Genomic DNA, 16,867 nt, shown 5'->3' with positions numbered 1-16,867 from the left:
CACACAGCCTACTGGATGCGGGGCGACGTGCTCGCGCATGACGAGCCGCCTTCGCTATATCCGATAATGCACATTATGACATTACGAGGTGTCGTCCCGCTCCTCTGCTCTCCACTCGCCAGCAATGTCCACACAACCGGCGATGATCTGATCGGACCACGATGATCGGGTGCGCATCCGCTCTCCTGGACAGAATCGTCATCGAAGGAGGAACCGTGATCTCGACACTCAACCATCTCGTCCAGCACATCGAGGCGCATCTCGGCGACAGCATCGACGTCGCCTCGCTCGCCAGCTCGCTCGGCACGACCGAATACCACGCTCGGCGGATGTTCTCATCGCTCGCCGGGATGCCCTTGAGCGAGTACATCAGGCGACGGCGCATGACCGTGGCTGCAGGCGATGTGCTCGGCGATGACGAGCTGCTCGAGATCGCAACCCAGTTCGGCTACGGATCGACCGAGGCCTTCGGCCGGGCGTTCCGCGCCGTGCACGGATCGACACCCGGTGAGGTTCGCCGAGCCGGTGGCCCCCTTCGCTCACAACCGCAACTCAGGTTCCGCCTGACCGTAGAAGGGAACTCCCCCATGGACACACGAATCATCGAACATCCCGCTTTCCAGCTGATCGGGCACGCCGCACGCGTTCCGCTCATCCACAACGGCGGGAATCCTCACATCCAGGCGCATATCGCGGCGATTCCGGCGGAGGCGCACGCGAGGCTCAAGGCGCTGAGTTCCGGCGAGCCGACCGGTTTGCTCCAGGTGAGCGCCGACGTCGACCCGGACTACACGGAGGGCACTCCCCTGACCTATCTGCACGGCGTCGCCGTGGGGCACGACCATGCGGTGCCAGACGACCTCGACGTCATCGGGGTGCCGGCGGGAACCTGGGCCGTCTTCACAGCAACTGGAGACTACCCGGCTGCACTGCAACAGCTCTGGGCCGCCACGGCGACCGATTGGTTCCCGTCCAACCCGTGGCGGCTGCGCCCGGGCCCCTCGATCGTCGCGATCATCGACCGGTCGCCAGACTTCAGCACGGCGACGTGCGAGTTGTGGTTGCCTGTCGAGCGGAGTTGAGCGGCGGTCGAATGACGCTCACGCGAGGCCGATGCTCTTTATATCTTTATGATCTAGGAAGAGCGCAGCAAGCGGCATCTCTCCAGAGATGAGATCGGCGCGCACGTCTCCTCACTCGGCCTTACGCTCCATGACGAGAATGCACGGCTGGCCGTGATTCCGGCGGGATGCTTGGGAGATCATGAGCGATCTTGCGACGCAGCCGGCACCCACCACTCCGAAACGACTCTCCTTCCTCGCCTTCGTCGAGCACACCAGAGTCTCCGCGCATCGATCGCTCGGCCTCCAGGAGGGCTTGGAGCTCTTCGAGTACGCCGAAGACCTCGGCTACGACACCGGGTACGTGCGCCACCGGCACCTCGAGACGTACCTTTCCTCGCCCTTCACGTTCCTCGCCGCAGCGGCCCAACGCGCCCGGCGCATCCGAGTCGGGACGAGCGTCACTCCCCTGCGCTTCGAGCAGCCGGTGCGCCTCGCTGAGGACGCGGCGACGCTCGATCTGCTCACGGGAGGACGGCTCGAGCTCGGGCTCAGCTCCGGATACGCGGCGACCGAGTCGACGTTCGCGCAGGCCTTCGGCAGGATCGAGGGCGATGACGTGCGTGCGCTCGTCGACGCACGTCTCGACACCTTCCTCACGGCGATCGAAGGGAGAACCATCGCCACGGCCGAAACCGACCTGCCTTTCGCCGAGGCCGGCAGCGCGCTGACCGCGCAGCCTCAGAGTCCGGGGCTCAGGGGCCGCGTCGCCTACGGGGCCGGTGGCGGCACAAGCGCGCGGAAGACCGGCAGGCGCGGACTGCGACTGCAGCTCTCGACCCTCAACACGGAGATCGGGGACCTCGGCTTCGAGGACACGCAGGCGCAGTACATCCGCGATTATCGCGAAGAGCACGCCAAGGCGAGCTCCCTCACCTCGTTCGCCTCTGTGAGTCGCGCCATCGTGCCATTCGACACTCCCGCCGAACGCTCCGAGCTCGAGTGGCTGCTCGAGCGCGACGCCGAGCGTGCTGCGAACGTGGGCGGAGGTCCGCTGCCATTCCAGTTCGGGCGCGTTGCGAGCGGCACCGGCGAGCAGATCGCCGAAGCGCTCGCGGACGACGCCGGCATCCACGCCGCTGACGAGCTCGTGATCGCACTCCCCTTCGACTACCCCGCCGAGACGCAGCGGCGAATCCTGCGCCAGTTCGCAGAGGGTGCGGCGCCGCACCTCCCGTACCTCTCGCGCTGACCGCAGCGGTGGCACGCGATCGGTCAGAGCTCGAACGACTTCGCAGGTCGGCCGGCATGCTCGAGCGCCAGCCGAGCGGCTAGCCTGGGCGAGTCCCCCATCAGACGAGGAGCGCCGTGTTCGCCAACGCCCTGCTGATCGCCGTCGCGATCCTCGCCGCCATCCTCGTGGGGCTCGTGTCCCGCCGCGTGCTCGGCGTGCCGATCGGGTACATCCGGGCGATCATCGTCGGAGCGCTCGTCGTGATCGCCTCGATCCCCTTCGGCAACTGGATCATCCGCGAGACCGGCGTCGACCAGCTCGAGGACGGCGAGACCAACTTCACGGTCGTCGTGGTCGTGGTGCTCCTCGCCGTCTCGTGGATCTTCGCCCTCGGTGTGCTCGTCCTCGTCGCCCTCGAGGCGACCATCCCCACCCGCGCGTTCCCGAACCCCATCGAGCTCGTCCGCTCCGCCATCCGGCGCCGCAGCCGTACGAAGCGCTATCTGCAGATCCTCACGATCGCGTCGCGCGACGGGGCCGGCTGGCTGCTGCACGGGCGCCGCACCTCGACCGCAGAGGGGCGCACGACCGCCCAGCAGCGCGCGGATGCCCTCATCACGACCATCAACCACGCCGGCGTCACGTTCGTGAAGCTCGGGCAGGTCCTCTCGACGAGACGTGACCTCGTCCCGGAGCCCTACCTCTCCGCGCTCGCGCGGCTGCAGTCCAACGCGACGACGGTGCCGTGGCCCGAGATCGAGCGGGTGCTGAAGAGCGAGCTCGGGGCGCCTCTCGACACGATCTTCCGGGAGATCGACTCCACTCCCCTGGCGGCCGCCTCGGTCGCACAGGTGCACCGCGCCCGCCTCGTCGACGGCACCCCCGTCGTCGTCAAGGTGCAGCGACCGGATGCGCGCGCTCAGGTCGAAGCCGACGTGGACATCATCGGGCGTCTCGCGGACCGGGCCGAGACGCACACGGCGCTCGGCAGGGAGATGCGGCTCTCCGCGATGGCCGCCGGCTTCACGACGACGTTGGAAGAGGAGCTCGACTATCGCGTCGAGGCTCGAAACGTGCACATGATCGAGAGCACGATGCGCGAGATCCACGCGGGCTCCCCCGAGCTCACGGAGATCGCCATCCCTGCCGTGTACTCGGCGGCGAGCGCGCGCAGGGTCCTGACGATGGACGTCATGGACGGGAGCCCGCTGAGCTCAGCAGCCGACCGCCTGGAGGCGCTGGGCCCGGAGGCCCGTCACGACCTCGCGCAGACGCTCATGGAGACGGTCATCGAGCAGATCCTCGTCTACGGCGTCTTCCACGCCGATCTGCACCCCGGCAATGTGTTCATCCGCGACGACGGCACGCTCGGCCTCATCGACTTCGGCGCGATCGGCATCGTGCAGCGAAGCCAGCGCGAGCACCTGGCCGCGTTCCTGCTCTCGGCGGCGAGCGACGACGACGTGTCGGCCGCCGACGCGCTGCTCCTCATCGTCGACGCTCCCGAGGACCTCGACGTGGAGGCCTTCCGGCACGACATCGGCATCGCACTCACCTCGGTGCAGCACTGGCCTCGCGGGGAGGGCTCGATCTTCACGATGATGCTCGACGTCATCCGCAAGCACCACCTCGCGCTCCCCTCGACGCTCGCCTCCGCGTTCCGCAGCTTCGCGACGCTCGAGGGCTGCCTTCGCGTCATCGAACCGGACTTCGACTTCGTGCAGCGCGCGCTCCCCTTCGTGCCGAAGCTGCTGAAGCAGCTCCTCGCACTCAAGCGGGTCGTCGGCACCGCGCAGGCGAAGGCCGCCATCGCCGCCGCCTATGCTGCCCGCATGCCGAACCGCATCGACACGATCGTCTCGAAGCTCGAAGACGGCGAGCTGAGCGTGCGGGTCAGTCCGTTCTCCGACCGACAGGATCGCAGCTGGCTCGGGGGGCTCGTCAGCCGAGGCATCGACACGGCGGTGGCCCTGACTGCCGTGATCCTCGCGATCGTGCTGGTCGTCGCGGGCGGCGGTCCAACGCTCGCCCCCGGCCTGCAGCTGTTCAACCTGCTGGGGGCGGTGATCGGCCTGCTCGGCTTCTTCGGGATCCTGCGCGCCATGCTGCGCTCCATCGTCGGATCCAGGGGGCAGTCGCTGACGGACTAGGGCGCGGTGCCCTCGGCGAGCTCGTCGAGCTCCTCGGCCCCACGACGGGCCACCCGCTTGCTGACGACGAGGCGCCACATGAGGCCGAGGCCGAGGAACCACAACGGCAGCACGATCAGGCCGGCGCGGGTGTCCTCGCCCATGGCGAGCGCGACGAGGATGAAGGCGAAGAACGCCAGGATCACCCACGGCATGAACCGTCCGCCCGGCATCTTGAACTTCGAGGCCTCGTGGAGCTCGGGGCGCTTCTTCCGGAACATGAGGTAGCTGACGAGGATGAACGTCCACGTCGCGATGAAGTTGAGGGAGCTCACGGAGGTCACGACCGTGAAGGCCGCCATCACGTTGTCACCGAGGGCGAGCACCGGTAGCGCCGCGAAGAGGAACGCCGTCGTGAAGAACACGCCCTGCGTCGGCACGCCACGCGAGTTGAGGAGGCCGAACCGCTTCGTCGCCTGCCCGTCCGCCGCGAGGCCGTAGAGCATCCGCGTCGACGAGTAGAAGCCGGAGTTGGCGCTCGATGCCGCCGAGGTGAGCACCACCAGGTTGACGACGATGGCTGCCGCCGGGAACCCGATGAGCTCGAACATCGAGGTGAACGGGCTCACTCCCGGCTGGATCCGGTCCCAGGGGGTCACCGACATGATGATGACGAGCGCGCCGACGTAGAAGACGAGGATGCGCACGACGACCGAGTTGATGGCCTTCGGCAGGTTCTTCTCGGGATCCTCCGCCTCCGCGGAGGCCGTGCCGACGAGCTCGATGCCGACGAACGCGAACACGCCCATCTGGAAGCCCAGGATGAACCCGCTGATGCCGAACGGGAACATGCCGCCGTGGTCCCACAGGTGCGAGACCGAGGCCGTGACGCCGTCCGCGCTCGTGAAGCCGGTGACGAGCAGGAAGATGCCGACGCCGATGAGGGCGAGAATCGCCACGACCTTGATGATCGCGAACCAGAACTCCGTCTCGCCGAAGGCCTTGACCGGCTGCAGGTTGAGGAGGAGCAGACCGATCGCCGTGGCGATCGCCGGCGCCCAGGCGGGGATGTCGGCGTTGAAGAACGCCACATAGCCCGTGATGGCGACGATGTCGGCGATGACCGTGATGACCCACGCCAGCCAGTACGTCCAGGCGACGACGTAACCGGCCCAAGGGCCGATGAGGTCGGCCGCGACGTCCCCGAACGTCTTGTACCCGAGGTTCGAGAGCAGCAGCTCCCCGAGGGCCCGCATGACGAAGAACAGCGCGAGGCCGACGATCGCGTACACGAAGATGATCGACGGTCCGGCGAGGCTGATCGTGGTCCCCGACCCCAGGAAGAGCCCGGTGCCGATGGCTCCGCCGATCGCCAGGAGCTGCAGATGCCTGGCCTTGAGACCACGACGCAGCCCGCCGGGCGCCGTCCCCTCGCTGTGCGGATGCTGCGCCTCGGTCTGGACTGTGCTGCTGGTCACCGGAACCCCCTCGATACTGCTCGATGCCGAACCCGGGAATTCTAGTCTCCGGTCGGCACGCACGCAGACCGGGTCTACATTGGTCGCATGCACGATCTGCGCACCGCGCGACCAGAGGCTGCCGCCGCCTCCCACACCAGAACCAGCGGCACCCTCCTCGCCCGGTCCGCCGTGGGCGTCGCCGCGATCGGCATCGTCTTCGGCGATATCGGCACGAGTCCCCTCTACGCCCTGCGGGCGGTGTTCTCCGAGCACGACGGCATCGTGCAGCCGAGCATCGCGCACGTCTATGGGCTGATCTCGCTCATCATCTGGGCCGTCACGCTGCTCGTCACCGTCAAGTACGTGCTGTTCGTGCTCCGCGCCGACCACGAGGGCGAGGGCGGGATCCTCGCGCTCTCCACCCTCATCGGGCGGCGCCTTCGCGGATCACGGCGCGCCATGGCCGCGACGACCCTCGTCGGGATCATCGGGGCAGCCCTCTTCTTCGGGGACAGCGTCATCACGCCTGCGGTGTCCGTGCTGTCAGCCGTCGAGGGCCTTGAGATCGCGGTGCCGGGCACCGGGGCACTGGTCGTGCCCATCGCCCTCGTCGTGCTCGTCGGCCTCTTCGCGCTGCAGCGGTTCGGCACCGCCGGCATCGGCCGTCTGTTCGGCCCGATCATGCTGATCTGGTTCATCACCCTCGCGCTGCTCGGAATCCCCCACATCCTGGAGCATCCCGAGATCCTCGCGGCGTTCTCTCCGCACCACGCGCTCGGCTTCATCTTCAGCGAGCCGCTCATCGCCGGCGTGGCGCTGGGAGCCGTGGTGCTTGCCGTCACGGGCGCCGAGGCCCTCTACGCCGACCTCGGCCATTTCGGCCGCTCCCCCATCTCGAAGGCCTGGCTGTTCGTCGTGTTCCCGGCCCTCACGGTCTGCTACCTCGGTCAGGGCGCCCTCGTCATCGAGGACCCGACCGCCATCGACAACCCCTTCTTCCGCATGGCCCCCACCTGGGCGGTGTTCCCCCTCATCGGCCTCGCGACGCTCGCCACCGTCATCGCCTCCCAGTCGGTGATCTCCGGCACCTTCTCGGTCGCCAGACAAGCCATGCGGCTCGGTTTCCTGCCGAACCTCAGCGTCAAGCACACCTCGCGTGCGTCCATCGGCCAGATCTACATCCCGGTCGTCTCGATGATCCTTCTCGTGCTGATCATCGGGGTCGTCCTCGGGTTCCGAACGTCGGAGAACCTGGCGGCGGCCTACGGGCTCGCGGTGACGACTACCTTCCTGCTCACGTCGTCGCTCTTCATCGTGTACCTGCGCATCGTGTGGGAATGGCCCTGGTACCGAGTGCTGCTCGTGACGGTGCCGATCGTCCTGCTCGAGCTCGCCTTCTTCGTCTCGGGTCTCGTGAAGTTCTTCGCGGGCGGCTGGCTGCCGCTCGTGCTGGCCGCCGCGATCATCCTGACCATGCTCACCTGGAGACGCGGCCGCGAGATCGTCACCGGCAGGCGCGAGCGCCTGGAGGGCACCCTGCAGGAGCTCATGAGGAGGCTCCTCGCGGACCAGCCGACGCGCGTCCCCGGTTGGGCCATCTACCCCCACGGCGGCGCCCGCACGGCGCCCCTCGCGCTCCGCCTCAACACCCGGGTCAACCACGCGCTCCACGAGCACGTGCTGCTCGTGCGCGTCGCGACGGCCGATGTGCCGCACATCCCGGAGCGCGCGCGCTGTCGGATCGACGACATCGGGCCAGCCCCCGAGGGCCTCGTGCACATCACCCTGACCTACGGGTTCCTCGACCGTCGGGACGTGCCGCTGTCGCTTCGGGACGCCCGGCTCGCCGGCACCGTCTCGCAGTTCGACAACGAGAGCGCGATCTTCTTCCTCTCGCGCATCGCGCTCCGGCCAGGCCACGCGAGTGGAATGGCGACCTGGCGGGCCAAGTTCTTCGTGCTCATGTCGCGCGGTGCGTCGTCTCCCGCAGCGCAGTTCGGGCTGCCTCCTGAGCAGACCGTGGAGATCTCGCCGCAGGTGCTGCTCTAGGCTCTCGCCGCCTCCGCGCGTGCGAAGCCCGTCAGGTACGCCGGCACGAGCACGGACGCGGTGAACAGCAGCGTGAGCACGAACGTGCACGTGAGCACCGTGAGCAGGTTGTACGCTCCCCCGGAGATCCAGAAGCTGCAGAACGTCGCGCCCGCGGCCGCCAGGATCGAGTGCCCGAGAGCGAGCGGCAGCACGCGCTGGCGGGTGTAGGAACGAAGTCCCGTTGACACGCCACGCTCGGCTGCGAGCGCAGCGACTGCGCCCAGGATGCACAGCCCGAGCATCGCGATCCAGCCGAGCAGCAGGGGCACGAAGCCGCGCTCGTCGAGCTGCGTTCGGCCCGCCTCGGTGGCCAGCGCGTAGCCGAGGAACGCCACGAGACCGACGCCGAGCAGCGTCGGGACAAGGCGGGCGAGGACGTCACGCTGGCTCGGCCGGAACGTCGCGAGGGAGATCGACGGGGACTCTTCTGCAGGGGCGACGCTCACGCCGGTCAGTGTAGCCGCCGCAGACGACGAGACGGGGCGACCCCTGGTGGGGCCGCCCCGTCTCAGTGCACGGAACGAGATGTCGCGACTCTCGGTCAGATGTTCGGCGTGGTGTCACCCGTCTTCGGAGCGGAGGGGGCGAGGCCACCGTCCTTGGCGAACGAGCCGACCAGCTGCTGCAGGTCGATGCCCGTGAGGGTCTTGAGCACCTCGGTGCCCTCGCCGAGAACGGACCCGACCGTCTTCGTGACGGCGCTTGCACCGTCGGTGGAGATGACGGTGAGCTTCTCGATGTTGCTGATCGGGTCGGCCGCGGCGCGGACGATCTCCGGCAGGCGCGAGATGATCTCCTGCGCGATGGCGGCTTCGCCGTACTTTTGCAGAGCCTGAGCCTTGGCGTCCGTAGCTGCGGCCTCTGCAAGACCCTCAGCCTGGATCGCGGCGGCGCGAGCGTCACCCTCTGCACGAATACCGGCTGCGAGCGCGATCTGGCGGTCACGGTCGGCCTCACCGGAGTATCGGACGGCGGCGGCCGCTGCTTCAGCGTCCTGGACGGCGGCCACCTTGTTGGCCTCTGCCGTGCGGGTGCGCTTGTAGACCTCGGCGTCGGTGGCCGCGTTCTCGGTGTCGCGGATGGCGTTTGCCTGCTGGACCTTCGCGTAGGCGTCCGCTTCGGCAGGCTTGCGGATCTCGATGTCGAGCCGCTCCTGCGTCACGAGCGCCTGCTCGATGAGCGCTTCGCGCTCCTGCTGTGCGACGAGGCGGTCCTGCTCGGCCCGTGCGAACTGGCCAGCGGCCTCGGCTTCCGCGTTTGCGCGGTCGGTCTCGGCCTTGATGGAGGCCTGACGGAGACGGAGTTCCTTCTCACGCTCTGCGATGCGCTCAGATGCCTCGATCTTCGCGAACTCGGACACGCGGGCCGCTTCGGCCTCGCTGACCTCCGCGACCTGACGGGCGCGAGCGGACTCGGAACGCCCGAGGTTCTGCAGGTAGTCGCTGCCGGGCGTGGAGATGTCGGAGATGTTGAGGAGGTCGACCTGCAGACCCTGCTCGATGAGGTCGGCCTTCGTCTCGGACACGACGCGGTCGGAGAGGCTCTTGCGGTCGGAGATGATCTGCTCGATCGTCATGTCTCCGACGATGGAACGAAGCGAGCCCTCGAGCGACTCGCGGATGATGTCGGTGAGCGCTTCCTGCTGGTCCAGGAATCGCTGGGCCGCGCGGCGCACGCCTTCCTCGGTGCCGGACACCTTGAAGTTGATGGACGCCTTGATGGCGATCTTGATGCGGTTCTTGTCGACACCCTCGACCTGGATGCCGATCTGGCGCTGCTCGAGCGAGAGCGCGAAGCCCTGCTGCAGAATCGGCCAGACGAACGTGCGGCCGCCGATCACGACGCGCTGTCCCGTCATGTCGCTCTGGGCCTTCTGCCCGGCGCCGCGGCCGACGATGATGAGGGCCTCGTTCGGTGGGACGCGGCGGATGCGGGATGCGATGAAGACACCGAGGGCGAGCAGCGCGATGATGATCGCGATGACGCCGATCACGGAGACGTTGGCAGTTATCAAGTCCATATGGTCGATTTCCTGTCGTGGAGGTCGTGGTTGGTCATGCTGTGGTCGCGCCGCGCCTGCCGCCTCGTCCGGTGAGCGCGACAGGGCTTAGTTCGATTCGCGTTCGACTTTGACGCGCGAGCCGAGGTGCTGCACGACGCGGATGCGCGTTCCCTGCTCAATGTCCCCGTCGGCGAAGGCGAGGCGTCGTTCGATCTCGTGGGAGCCGTCGAGCGCGACTTCGCCGCTGGCGTTCGTGATGCGGGACATCGCCGTTCCGGTATCCCCGGTCACGTCGCGCGGCACGCCGTCGCTGCTCTTCGAGAGGTTGCGCACGAGGAGGGCAGATCCGACGTAGGCGATCAGACCGATCACGATCGCGACGATGTAGGCCCAGAACTGCGGGAGTCCCATGCTGTCCGTGATCGCCCCGGAGGCGCCGAAGACGACGAGGGCGACCGCGAGGCCAGGTACCGAGAGCAGTCCACCGGCATCCACGTCGAGGATCTCTCCGAAGAACATCGAGAAGACGAGAAGTCCGAGGCCGATCGCTCCGATGATGATGAAGACGGTCATGACGGTGAGCTCCCTGGTGGCCGCGTGTGGCGGGGTGTGCCCCCGCCTGGCATTGATTCTACCGAAGGCGCGGACACCGACGCGCGGGGACTTTTCCTCGGCGCCGGTGCCGCGTGCTGTGGTTGCTTGTTCCTCAGGCTTCGCCGAAACCGGAGCTGATGAGCTCGGCGAGTTCTCGCACGGCCTGGTCCGCGTCCCTGCCGGTCGCGGCGACCTCGATCTCCTGACCGTGTGATGCCCCGAGCGAGATGATGCGCAGGAGGCTGTCCGCGTCGGCCCCGCCGATCGTGATCTTCGCCTCGAATCTCGCCGCCGCCGCCGCGAGCTGCGCCGCCGGCCTCGCGTGGAGCCCCTGCTCGTTGACGATCGTGACGCGAGCGCTCGCGTCGGGCACCGTGGCATCCGACGCTGAATCCGCGGCGACCTCATGCGAAGCGCCCTCGCCGAGGCCGGTCGACTGCTCAGCTGGGCGCAGCCAAGCGGACTCTCCAGCAGCGACGACCTCGTCGAGAGAGGCACCGCCCGCCGCAGCGACGGCGGCCGCGACCGTGCCCTCGACCAGTGGCGCGTCCACGAGCCGGACCTCGTCGGCATCGTCGTCGAGCATCTCGAGGACCGTCTCGGCGGTCATGACGGCCGAACCGAGGTCGGTGAAGACCGCGACTCCGTCGCCGGACCGTGCCTGTGCCAAGGCGCTCTCGATCAGCTCGAAGCTCGTGCCGACGCGACCGTCCTCCGTGCCGCCGGCGGCGATGATCGCCACGTCAGCGGCCATCTGGCCGGCCAGCTCGACGAGCCCATCAGCGATGCGGGCCGAGTGAGAGACGACGACGATGCCGACTGTCACGAGGCGGCCTCGACCGCGGCCCCGAGGAGGTAGGCCGTCGACTGCGCTCCAGGGTCGCGGTGCCCCGCACTCCGCTCGCCCAGGTAGCTCGCCCGCCCCTTCCTCGCGACGAGCGGCTCCGTGGCCGCGGCGCCTTCGACGGCGGCGAACGCCGCGGCGCGCAGCACCGAGACGGCATCCTCGCCTGCGTCCGAGGCTTTCTGCGCCGCGGACGCGGCCGGGGACCATGCGTCCACCATCGTCTTGTCGCCTGGCTGCGCCTTGCCGCGCTGCTGGAGTCCGGCGCTCGCCGCCTCCACGAACGCCGCGACGTCAGCCGGGTCGAGTTCCGCCTTGCCCTTGAGGGCAACCGCGCCCTTGAGGAAAGCTGTCCCGTACAGCGGCCCCGCAGCACCGCCGACGGTCGAGATGAGGGTCGTCGCGAGCAGCTTCAGCACATCCGCCGGCGTCGCGCCGTCCTCGAGCGTCGACAGCTTCCCGAGAGCCGCCTGGAATCCTCGGTCCATGTTCTCGCCGTGATCGCCGTCACCGATGTTCCTGTCGAGGTGGATCAGCTCAGTCCGATGTTCGGCCATAGAGGCCGCGGAGAGCTCCACCCATGTGCGAGCCCAGTTTCCGTCGAGTGCCATGTCCTACCTTCCCCACCGGAGCGCCGCCGTGTGGACGGGCGCATCCCATAATTCGGTCAATTCGTCGTCGAGTCTCAGCACGGTGATCGAGCATCCCTGCATCTCCAGCGAGGTCGTGAAGTTCCCGACGAGGTGACGAGTCACGGAGATCCCGTGCTCTGCGAGTACCGCCGCCGCCCTCCGGAACACGATGTAGAGCTCGATTTCCGGCGTGCCCCCCATTCCGTTCACAAAGAGAAGAACATTGTCGCCGGATGCAAAAGGGAGGTCCTCGAGAATCGGGGCCAAGAGGCGATCGACAATCGCATCCGCAGGCTCGATCCCGATTCGCGCGCGCCCGGGTTCCCCGTGAATGCCGATGCCGATCTCGATCTCATCCTCAGCGAGGTCGAAGCTCGGCTCCCCCGCGTGCGGAACCGTGCACGCCGTCAGGGCGACGCCCATCGATCGCGTCTGCGCGTTCACGCGCTCCGCGAGGCCCGCGACGGTGTCGAGGTCGTCGCCGCGCTCGGCCGAGGCACCCGCGATCTTCTCCACGAGCACCGTGCCTGCCACGCCTCGACGCCCCGCCGTGTACAGCGAGTCCTTGACGGCCACGTCGTCGTCGACGATGACGCTGCGCACCTCGATGTCCTCGGCGAGCGCGAGGTCGGATGCGGTCTCGAAGTTGAGGACGTCACCCGTGTAGTTCTTGACGATGTGGAGCACCCCGCGGCCTGCATCGACCGCCTTCGTCGCCTCCAGGATGGGGTCAGGCGTCGGGGAGGTGAACACGGGCCCAGGAACTGCCGCGTCGAGCATCCCGTACCCGACCAGGCCTCCGTGCATCGGCTCGTGACCAGAACCGCCACCGGACACGATGCCGACCTTGCCGGCCACCGGCGCGTCGTTGCGCACGAGGAACGCCGGCTCCGGAGCGACCCGGAGAATGTCGGCGTGTGCGAGCGCCATGCCTTCCAGCGCTTCTTTGACAACGTCCTTCGGATCGTTGATCAGCTTTTTCACGATCATCCTCTCGACGAGATATTGGCGGCAGCATTGCAACCAGGCCCAGCCTAGTGCCGCCGACTTGTCACGATTCGGGGAAATTCCCTCGTAACACGCGCGTATTAGTTCGCGCTGTGCCTAGGGTGAGGCACCGCTCAATCGCGGCACGGGCTCGCCCCGTATCGAACTTCCCAGAAAGGCAATCCCGTGGATCTAGGATCGATCTTCTTGGCCGAGCTGGTGGGCACCGCAGTGCTCGTCCTCCTCGGTTGCGGTGTCGTCGCCAACGTCGTCCTCAAAGGCACGAAGGGCAACGGCGGCGGCTGGCTCCTCATCAACTTCGGCTGGGGCTTCGCCGTCTTCATCGGCGTGCTCTCGTCTGCGGCCTCCGGCGGCCAGCTCAACCCAGCAGTGACGCTGGGCCTCGCGGCCAACGCCCTCGTGAACGGCGACCCGATCGACGGAGGAGAGATCGGGCTGCGCATTCTCGCCCAGCTGATCGGTGCCATCCTCGGAGCCGTCATCGTGTGGCTCGCCTACAAGCTGCACTTCGACGACGAACCCGACCCGGCCTCCAAGCTCGCGGTCTTCGCCACCGGCCCGGCGAAGCGCAGCCTCGGCTGGAACACCGTGACCGAGATCATCGCGACGTTCGTCCTCGTCCTCGCGGTCATCGCCTTCACGAACTTCCCCGGGATCCTCGGCAGCGACCTCGGATCGACCGCACCCGATTCGACGAGCCTCGGCAACCTCGCGCCGCTCGCCGTCGCGATCGTCGTGGTCTCCATCGGCGCGAGCCTCGGTGGCCCGACCGGATACGCCATCAACCCAGCACGTGACCTCGGGCCCCGCCTCGCGCACGCCTTCCTCCCCATCAAGGGCAAGGGTGGCAGCGACTGGAGCTACTCGTGGGTCCCCATCGTCGGACCGATCATCGGCGGCATCCTCGCGGGCCTCGTCGGCACCGCGATCCTGCCAGGCGTCGCCGCCTAGCACCCGCGAGCACACCACCACGTCTTCGGGGCCGGACTCCTCACAGATCCGGCCCCGAAACTGTCTGCATGACACCACCCGCGATGCTCGCGCCAGGTCGGCATCGCTGTCACCACCACTGGCACATCACCATCTCTGACAAGGGAGTCATTCCGTGAGCAAGTACGTCATCGCCATCGACCAGGGCACCACCTCCTCTCGAGCCATCGTCTTCGACCACTCAGGGTCGATCGTGTCCACGGGGCAGCTCGAACACGAGCAGATCTTCCCGCAGGCCGGCTGGGTCGAGCACGACCCGAAGGAGATCTGGAACAACACGCGAGAGGTCATCGGCCAGGCGCTCTCGAAGGCGAACATCACCAGGCACGACATCGCCACGATCGGCATCACCAACCAGCGCGAGACGGCCGTGGTCTGGGACAAGACCACCGGCGAGCCGGTCTACAACGCGATCGTCTGGCAGGACACGCGCACCCAGGCCATCGTGGACCGCCTGGCGGCCGACGGCGGCGTCGAGCGGTTCAAGGACACCGTGGGCCTGCCCCTCGCCACCTACTTCTCCGGCACCAAGATCGTCTGGATCCTCGAGAACGTCGACGGAGCGCGCGAGCGAGCCGAGGCAGGCGACCTCATCTTCGGCACGACCGACAGCTGGGTGCTCTGGAACCTGACGGGCGGGGTGAATGGGGGCGTGCACGTCACCGACGTCACGAACGCCTCCCGAACGCTCTTCATGGACCTCGAGACGCTGGCCTGGGACCAGTCGATCCTGGACGCCTTCGGTGTTCCAGCGTCGATGCTCCCCGAGATCAAGTCCTCGTCCGAGGTCTACGGACACGCGAGCACGCAGTCGCTCCTCCGCGAAGTCCCGATCTCCGGCATCCTCGGCGACCAGCAGGCGGCGACGTTCGGGCAGACAGCCTTCACGTCCGGCGAGGCCAAGAACACCTACGGCACCGGGTCCTTCCTCATCTACAACACCGGCGAGAAGATCGTGAAGTCCGAGAACGGGCTCCTCACGACGCTCTGCTACAAGCTCGGCGACGCGGCTCCCGTCTACGCGCTCGAGGGCTCGATCGCCGTGACCGGCTCGCTGGTCCAGTGGCTCCGCGACAACCTGGGTCTCATCAACTCCGCACCGGAGATCGAAGAGCTGGCGAGCAAGGTCGAGGACAACGGCGGCACGTACATCGTCCCCGCGTTCTCGGGCCTCTTCGCGCCGTACTGGCGACCTGATGCACGAGGCGCCATCGTCGGTCTGACGCGCTTCGTCAACAAGAACCACATCGCGCGTGCAGCGCTGGAATCCACGGCGTACCAGACGCGCGACGTCCTCGAGGCGTCGAACGCTGACTCAGGCGTGCCCCTCGCCGAGCTCAAGGTCGACGGCGGCATGGTCGCCAACGACACGCTCATGCAGTTCCAGGCCGACATCCTCAACACCGATGTCGTTCGCCCCGTGGTCACGGAGACAACCGCGCTCGGCGCCGCCTACGCGGCCGGCCTCGCAGTCGGGTTCTGGAAGGACCTCGACGAGGTGTCCGCCAACTGGCAGGAGGACAAGCGCTGGACCCCGCAGATGCCGGAAGAGGAGCGCGAGCGCCTCTACCGCAACTGGAAGAAGGCCGTCTCGAAGACGCTTGACTGGGTCGACGACGACGTCTCGTAGTCCGGGAAACGCAGAGAACACGTCGAGGCCCTCAGCAGCACCTGCTGAGGGCCTCGGCCGCTCTCCGTGGTCTGAGCTGCGTCGGGGTCAGGCGGCGCGTGTCGCGGCGACCCAGGCGTCGAGGGTCTCGATCGCCCGCCCGCTGTCGATGCTCGCCGCTGCATCCACGATCCTGGCTGACAGCCGCTCGCGGAGGGGCCGCTCGGCGGCCTCGGGATTCTGCGCGAGGTCGTAGGCGACGAGGCCAGCGGCGGCGTTGAGCAGCACGATGTCGCGGACGGCACCGTGTCGCTTCCCGGACAGAACGTCGCGGGCGATGGCGGCGTTCTCCTCTGGCAGGCCTCCGAGGAGATCCTGCATGTCGTACGTGCCGAGGCCGACGTCGCGCGGATGAAGGTCGTGCTCCGTGATCGCGCCGTTCGAGACCTCCCAGATGTGGCTGTATCCCGTGACGCTCAACTCGTCGAGCCCGTCGTCTCCTCGGAAGACGAGTGCCGTCGCACCGCGCGTGCGGAACACGCCGGTGATGAGGGGGATCGCCGCCTGGCGTGCCACGCCGACCGCCGAAGCCTCCGGTCGTGCTGGGTTGGTGAGCGGGCCGAGCAGGTTGAACACGGTGGGGACGCCGAGCTCGCCGCGCACCTTCCGCGCGTGCCCGAAGCCCGGATGGAACTGCGCCGCGTACACGAACGTCAGGCCGACCTCCTCGAAGATCCGCTTCACGCGCACCGGATCGGCCGTGTGCACGGCGCCGAGCGCCGAGAGGACGTCGCTGGAGCCCGACTTCGCGCTGGACGCACCGCCGCCGTGCTTGACGACCGGCACCCCGGCCCCAGCGCAGACCATCGACGACATGGTCGACACGTTGACGGTTCCGACCATGTCACCGCCGGTGCCGACGATGTCGAGCGCCATCGGCGGCACATCGAGCGGCACCGCGTGCTCGAGGATCGCGTCCCGGAAGCCGACGACCTCCTCGACCGTCTCCCCCTTCGCACGGAGCGCCACGAGGAACGCCGCGAGCCGAGCCTCGCTCACCTCGCCCGCCATCACCTGGCGCATCGCCCACGTCGCCTGCGCGACGCTCAGGTCCTCACCGCCAAGCAGCTTCTCGAGCAGTCCGGGCCAGGTCTCGGTCGAAGTCATGCAGGAAACGATAGTCGTCCACCACCCAGGCACACCTAATCGGACG

General features: G+C 67.9%; 14 protein-coding genes. 6 read left to right on the top strand and 8 right to left on the bottom strand.

The genetic code is table 11. From position 1 onward, the window contains the following. Positions 1-215 precede the first annotated feature (215 nt). The 3 genes from C5B97_RS09675 (at position 216) to C5B97_RS09665 (ending at position 4,445) form a co-directional block, all read left to right on the top strand. Complete coding sequence (locus C5B97_RS09675) at positions 216-1,082, top strand: AraC family transcriptional regulator (RefSeq protein WP_104312566.1); 867 nt, start codon at positions 216-218, stop codon at positions 1,080-1,082. Positions 1,083-1,263: 181 nt separating this feature from the next. Then, a complete protein-coding gene (locus C5B97_RS09670) occupies positions 1,264-2,313 on the top strand; it encodes an LLM class flavin-dependent oxidoreductase (RefSeq protein WP_104311874.1) in 1,050 nt (349 codons plus the stop codon). A 116-nt stretch (positions 2,314-2,429) separates the two neighbouring features. Continuing rightward, positions 2,430-4,445, top strand: coding sequence for an AarF/ABC1/UbiB kinase family protein (locus tag C5B97_RS09665; RefSeq protein WP_104311873.1), 2,016 nt, complete (start codon positions 2,430-2,432; stop codon positions 4,443-4,445). On the opposite strand, the gene C5B97_RS09660 is transcribed toward C5B97_RS09665, so the two are convergent. After that, the gene (locus C5B97_RS09660) at positions 4,442-5,902 is read right to left on the bottom strand and encodes an amino acid permease (RefSeq protein WP_181026967.1); all 1,461 of its coding nucleotides are present in this window, start codon (positions 5,900-5,902) and stop codon (positions 4,442-4,444) included. The genes C5B97_RS09665 and C5B97_RS09660 overlap by 4 nt on opposite strands. Before the next feature lie 87 nt (positions 5,903-5,989). Here C5B97_RS09660 and C5B97_RS09655 point away from each other — a divergent pair, with 87 nt between their 5' ends. Then, positions 5,990-7,933 (top strand): potassium transporter Kup, encoded by a 1,944-nt coding sequence (locus tag C5B97_RS09655; RefSeq protein ID WP_104311872.1) that lies wholly within the window; start codon positions 5,990-5,992, stop codon positions 7,931-7,933. On the opposite strand, the gene C5B97_RS09650 is transcribed toward C5B97_RS09655, so the two are convergent. The 6 genes from C5B97_RS09650 to dhaK form a co-directional block, all read right to left on the bottom strand. Next, positions 7,930-8,421 carry a hypothetical protein gene (locus C5B97_RS09650; protein ID WP_104311871.1) on the bottom strand — a complete coding sequence of 164 codons (492 nt, stop codon included), beginning with the start codon at positions 8,419-8,421 and terminating at the stop codon, positions 7,930-7,932. The two genes, C5B97_RS09655 and C5B97_RS09650, sit on opposite strands and share 4 nt — an antisense overlap. A 95-nt stretch (positions 8,422-8,516) precedes the next feature. After that, positions 8,517-9,995: a flotillin family protein gene (locus C5B97_RS09645; RefSeq protein ID WP_104311870.1), complete on the bottom strand. Its 1,479-nt coding sequence runs from the start codon at positions 9,993-9,995 to the stop codon at positions 8,517-8,519. An 87-nt stretch (positions 9,996-10,082) separates the two neighbouring features. Next, on the bottom strand, positions 10,083-10,550 hold the full coding sequence (locus C5B97_RS09640; RefSeq protein ID WP_104311869.1) for an NfeD family protein: 468 nt from the start codon (positions 10,548-10,550) through the stop codon (positions 10,083-10,085). 133 nt (positions 10,551-10,683) lie between these two features. Next, positions 10,684-11,397 carry a dihydroxyacetone kinase phosphoryl donor subunit DhaM gene (gene dhaM / locus C5B97_RS09635; protein WP_104311868.1) on the bottom strand — a complete coding sequence of 238 codons (714 nt, stop codon included), beginning with the start codon at positions 11,395-11,397 and terminating at the stop codon, positions 10,684-10,686. Next, the gene (gene dhaL, locus C5B97_RS09630) at positions 11,394-12,026 is read right to left on the bottom strand and encodes a dihydroxyacetone kinase subunit DhaL (RefSeq protein WP_104311867.1); all 633 of its coding nucleotides are present in this window, start codon (positions 12,024-12,026) and stop codon (positions 11,394-11,396) included. The genes dhaM and dhaL overlap by 4 nt, the downstream gene beginning before the upstream one ends. Positions 12,027-12,029: 3 nt before the next feature. After that, entirely contained in the window at positions 12,030-13,031 is a 1,002-nt protein-coding gene (dhaK, locus tag C5B97_RS09625; RefSeq protein WP_104312564.1) for a dihydroxyacetone kinase subunit DhaK, read from the bottom strand. 189 nt (positions 13,032-13,220) lie between these two features. Between dhaK and C5B97_RS09620 the strand changes: the two genes are divergently transcribed. After that, complete coding sequence (locus C5B97_RS09620) at positions 13,221-14,006, top strand: MIP/aquaporin family protein (RefSeq protein WP_104311866.1); 786 nt, start codon at positions 13,221-13,223, stop codon at positions 14,004-14,006. A gap of 154 nt (positions 14,007-14,160) precedes the next feature. Further along, positions 14,161-15,675, top strand: coding sequence for a glycerol kinase GlpK (gene glpK, locus C5B97_RS09615; RefSeq protein WP_104311865.1), 1,515 nt, complete (start codon positions 14,161-14,163; stop codon positions 15,673-15,675). An 87-nt stretch (positions 15,676-15,762) separates the two neighbouring features. On the opposite strand, the gene trpD is transcribed toward glpK, so the two are convergent. Then, positions 15,763-16,821, bottom strand: coding sequence for an anthranilate phosphoribosyltransferase (gene trpD / locus C5B97_RS09610; RefSeq protein ID WP_104311864.1), 1,059 nt, complete (start codon positions 16,819-16,821; stop codon positions 15,763-15,765). Positions 16,822-16,867: the final 46 nt, after the last annotated feature.

Source organism: Pseudoclavibacter sp. RFBB5 (assembly GCF_002931555.1).
In the GTDB taxonomy this organism is placed as follows: domain Bacteria; phylum Actinomycetota; class Actinomycetes; order Actinomycetales; family Microbacteriaceae; genus Pseudoclavibacter.
The sequence above is the reverse complement of the archived record's forward strand: the minus strand, read 5'-3'. Positions and strand labels throughout refer to the sequence as shown.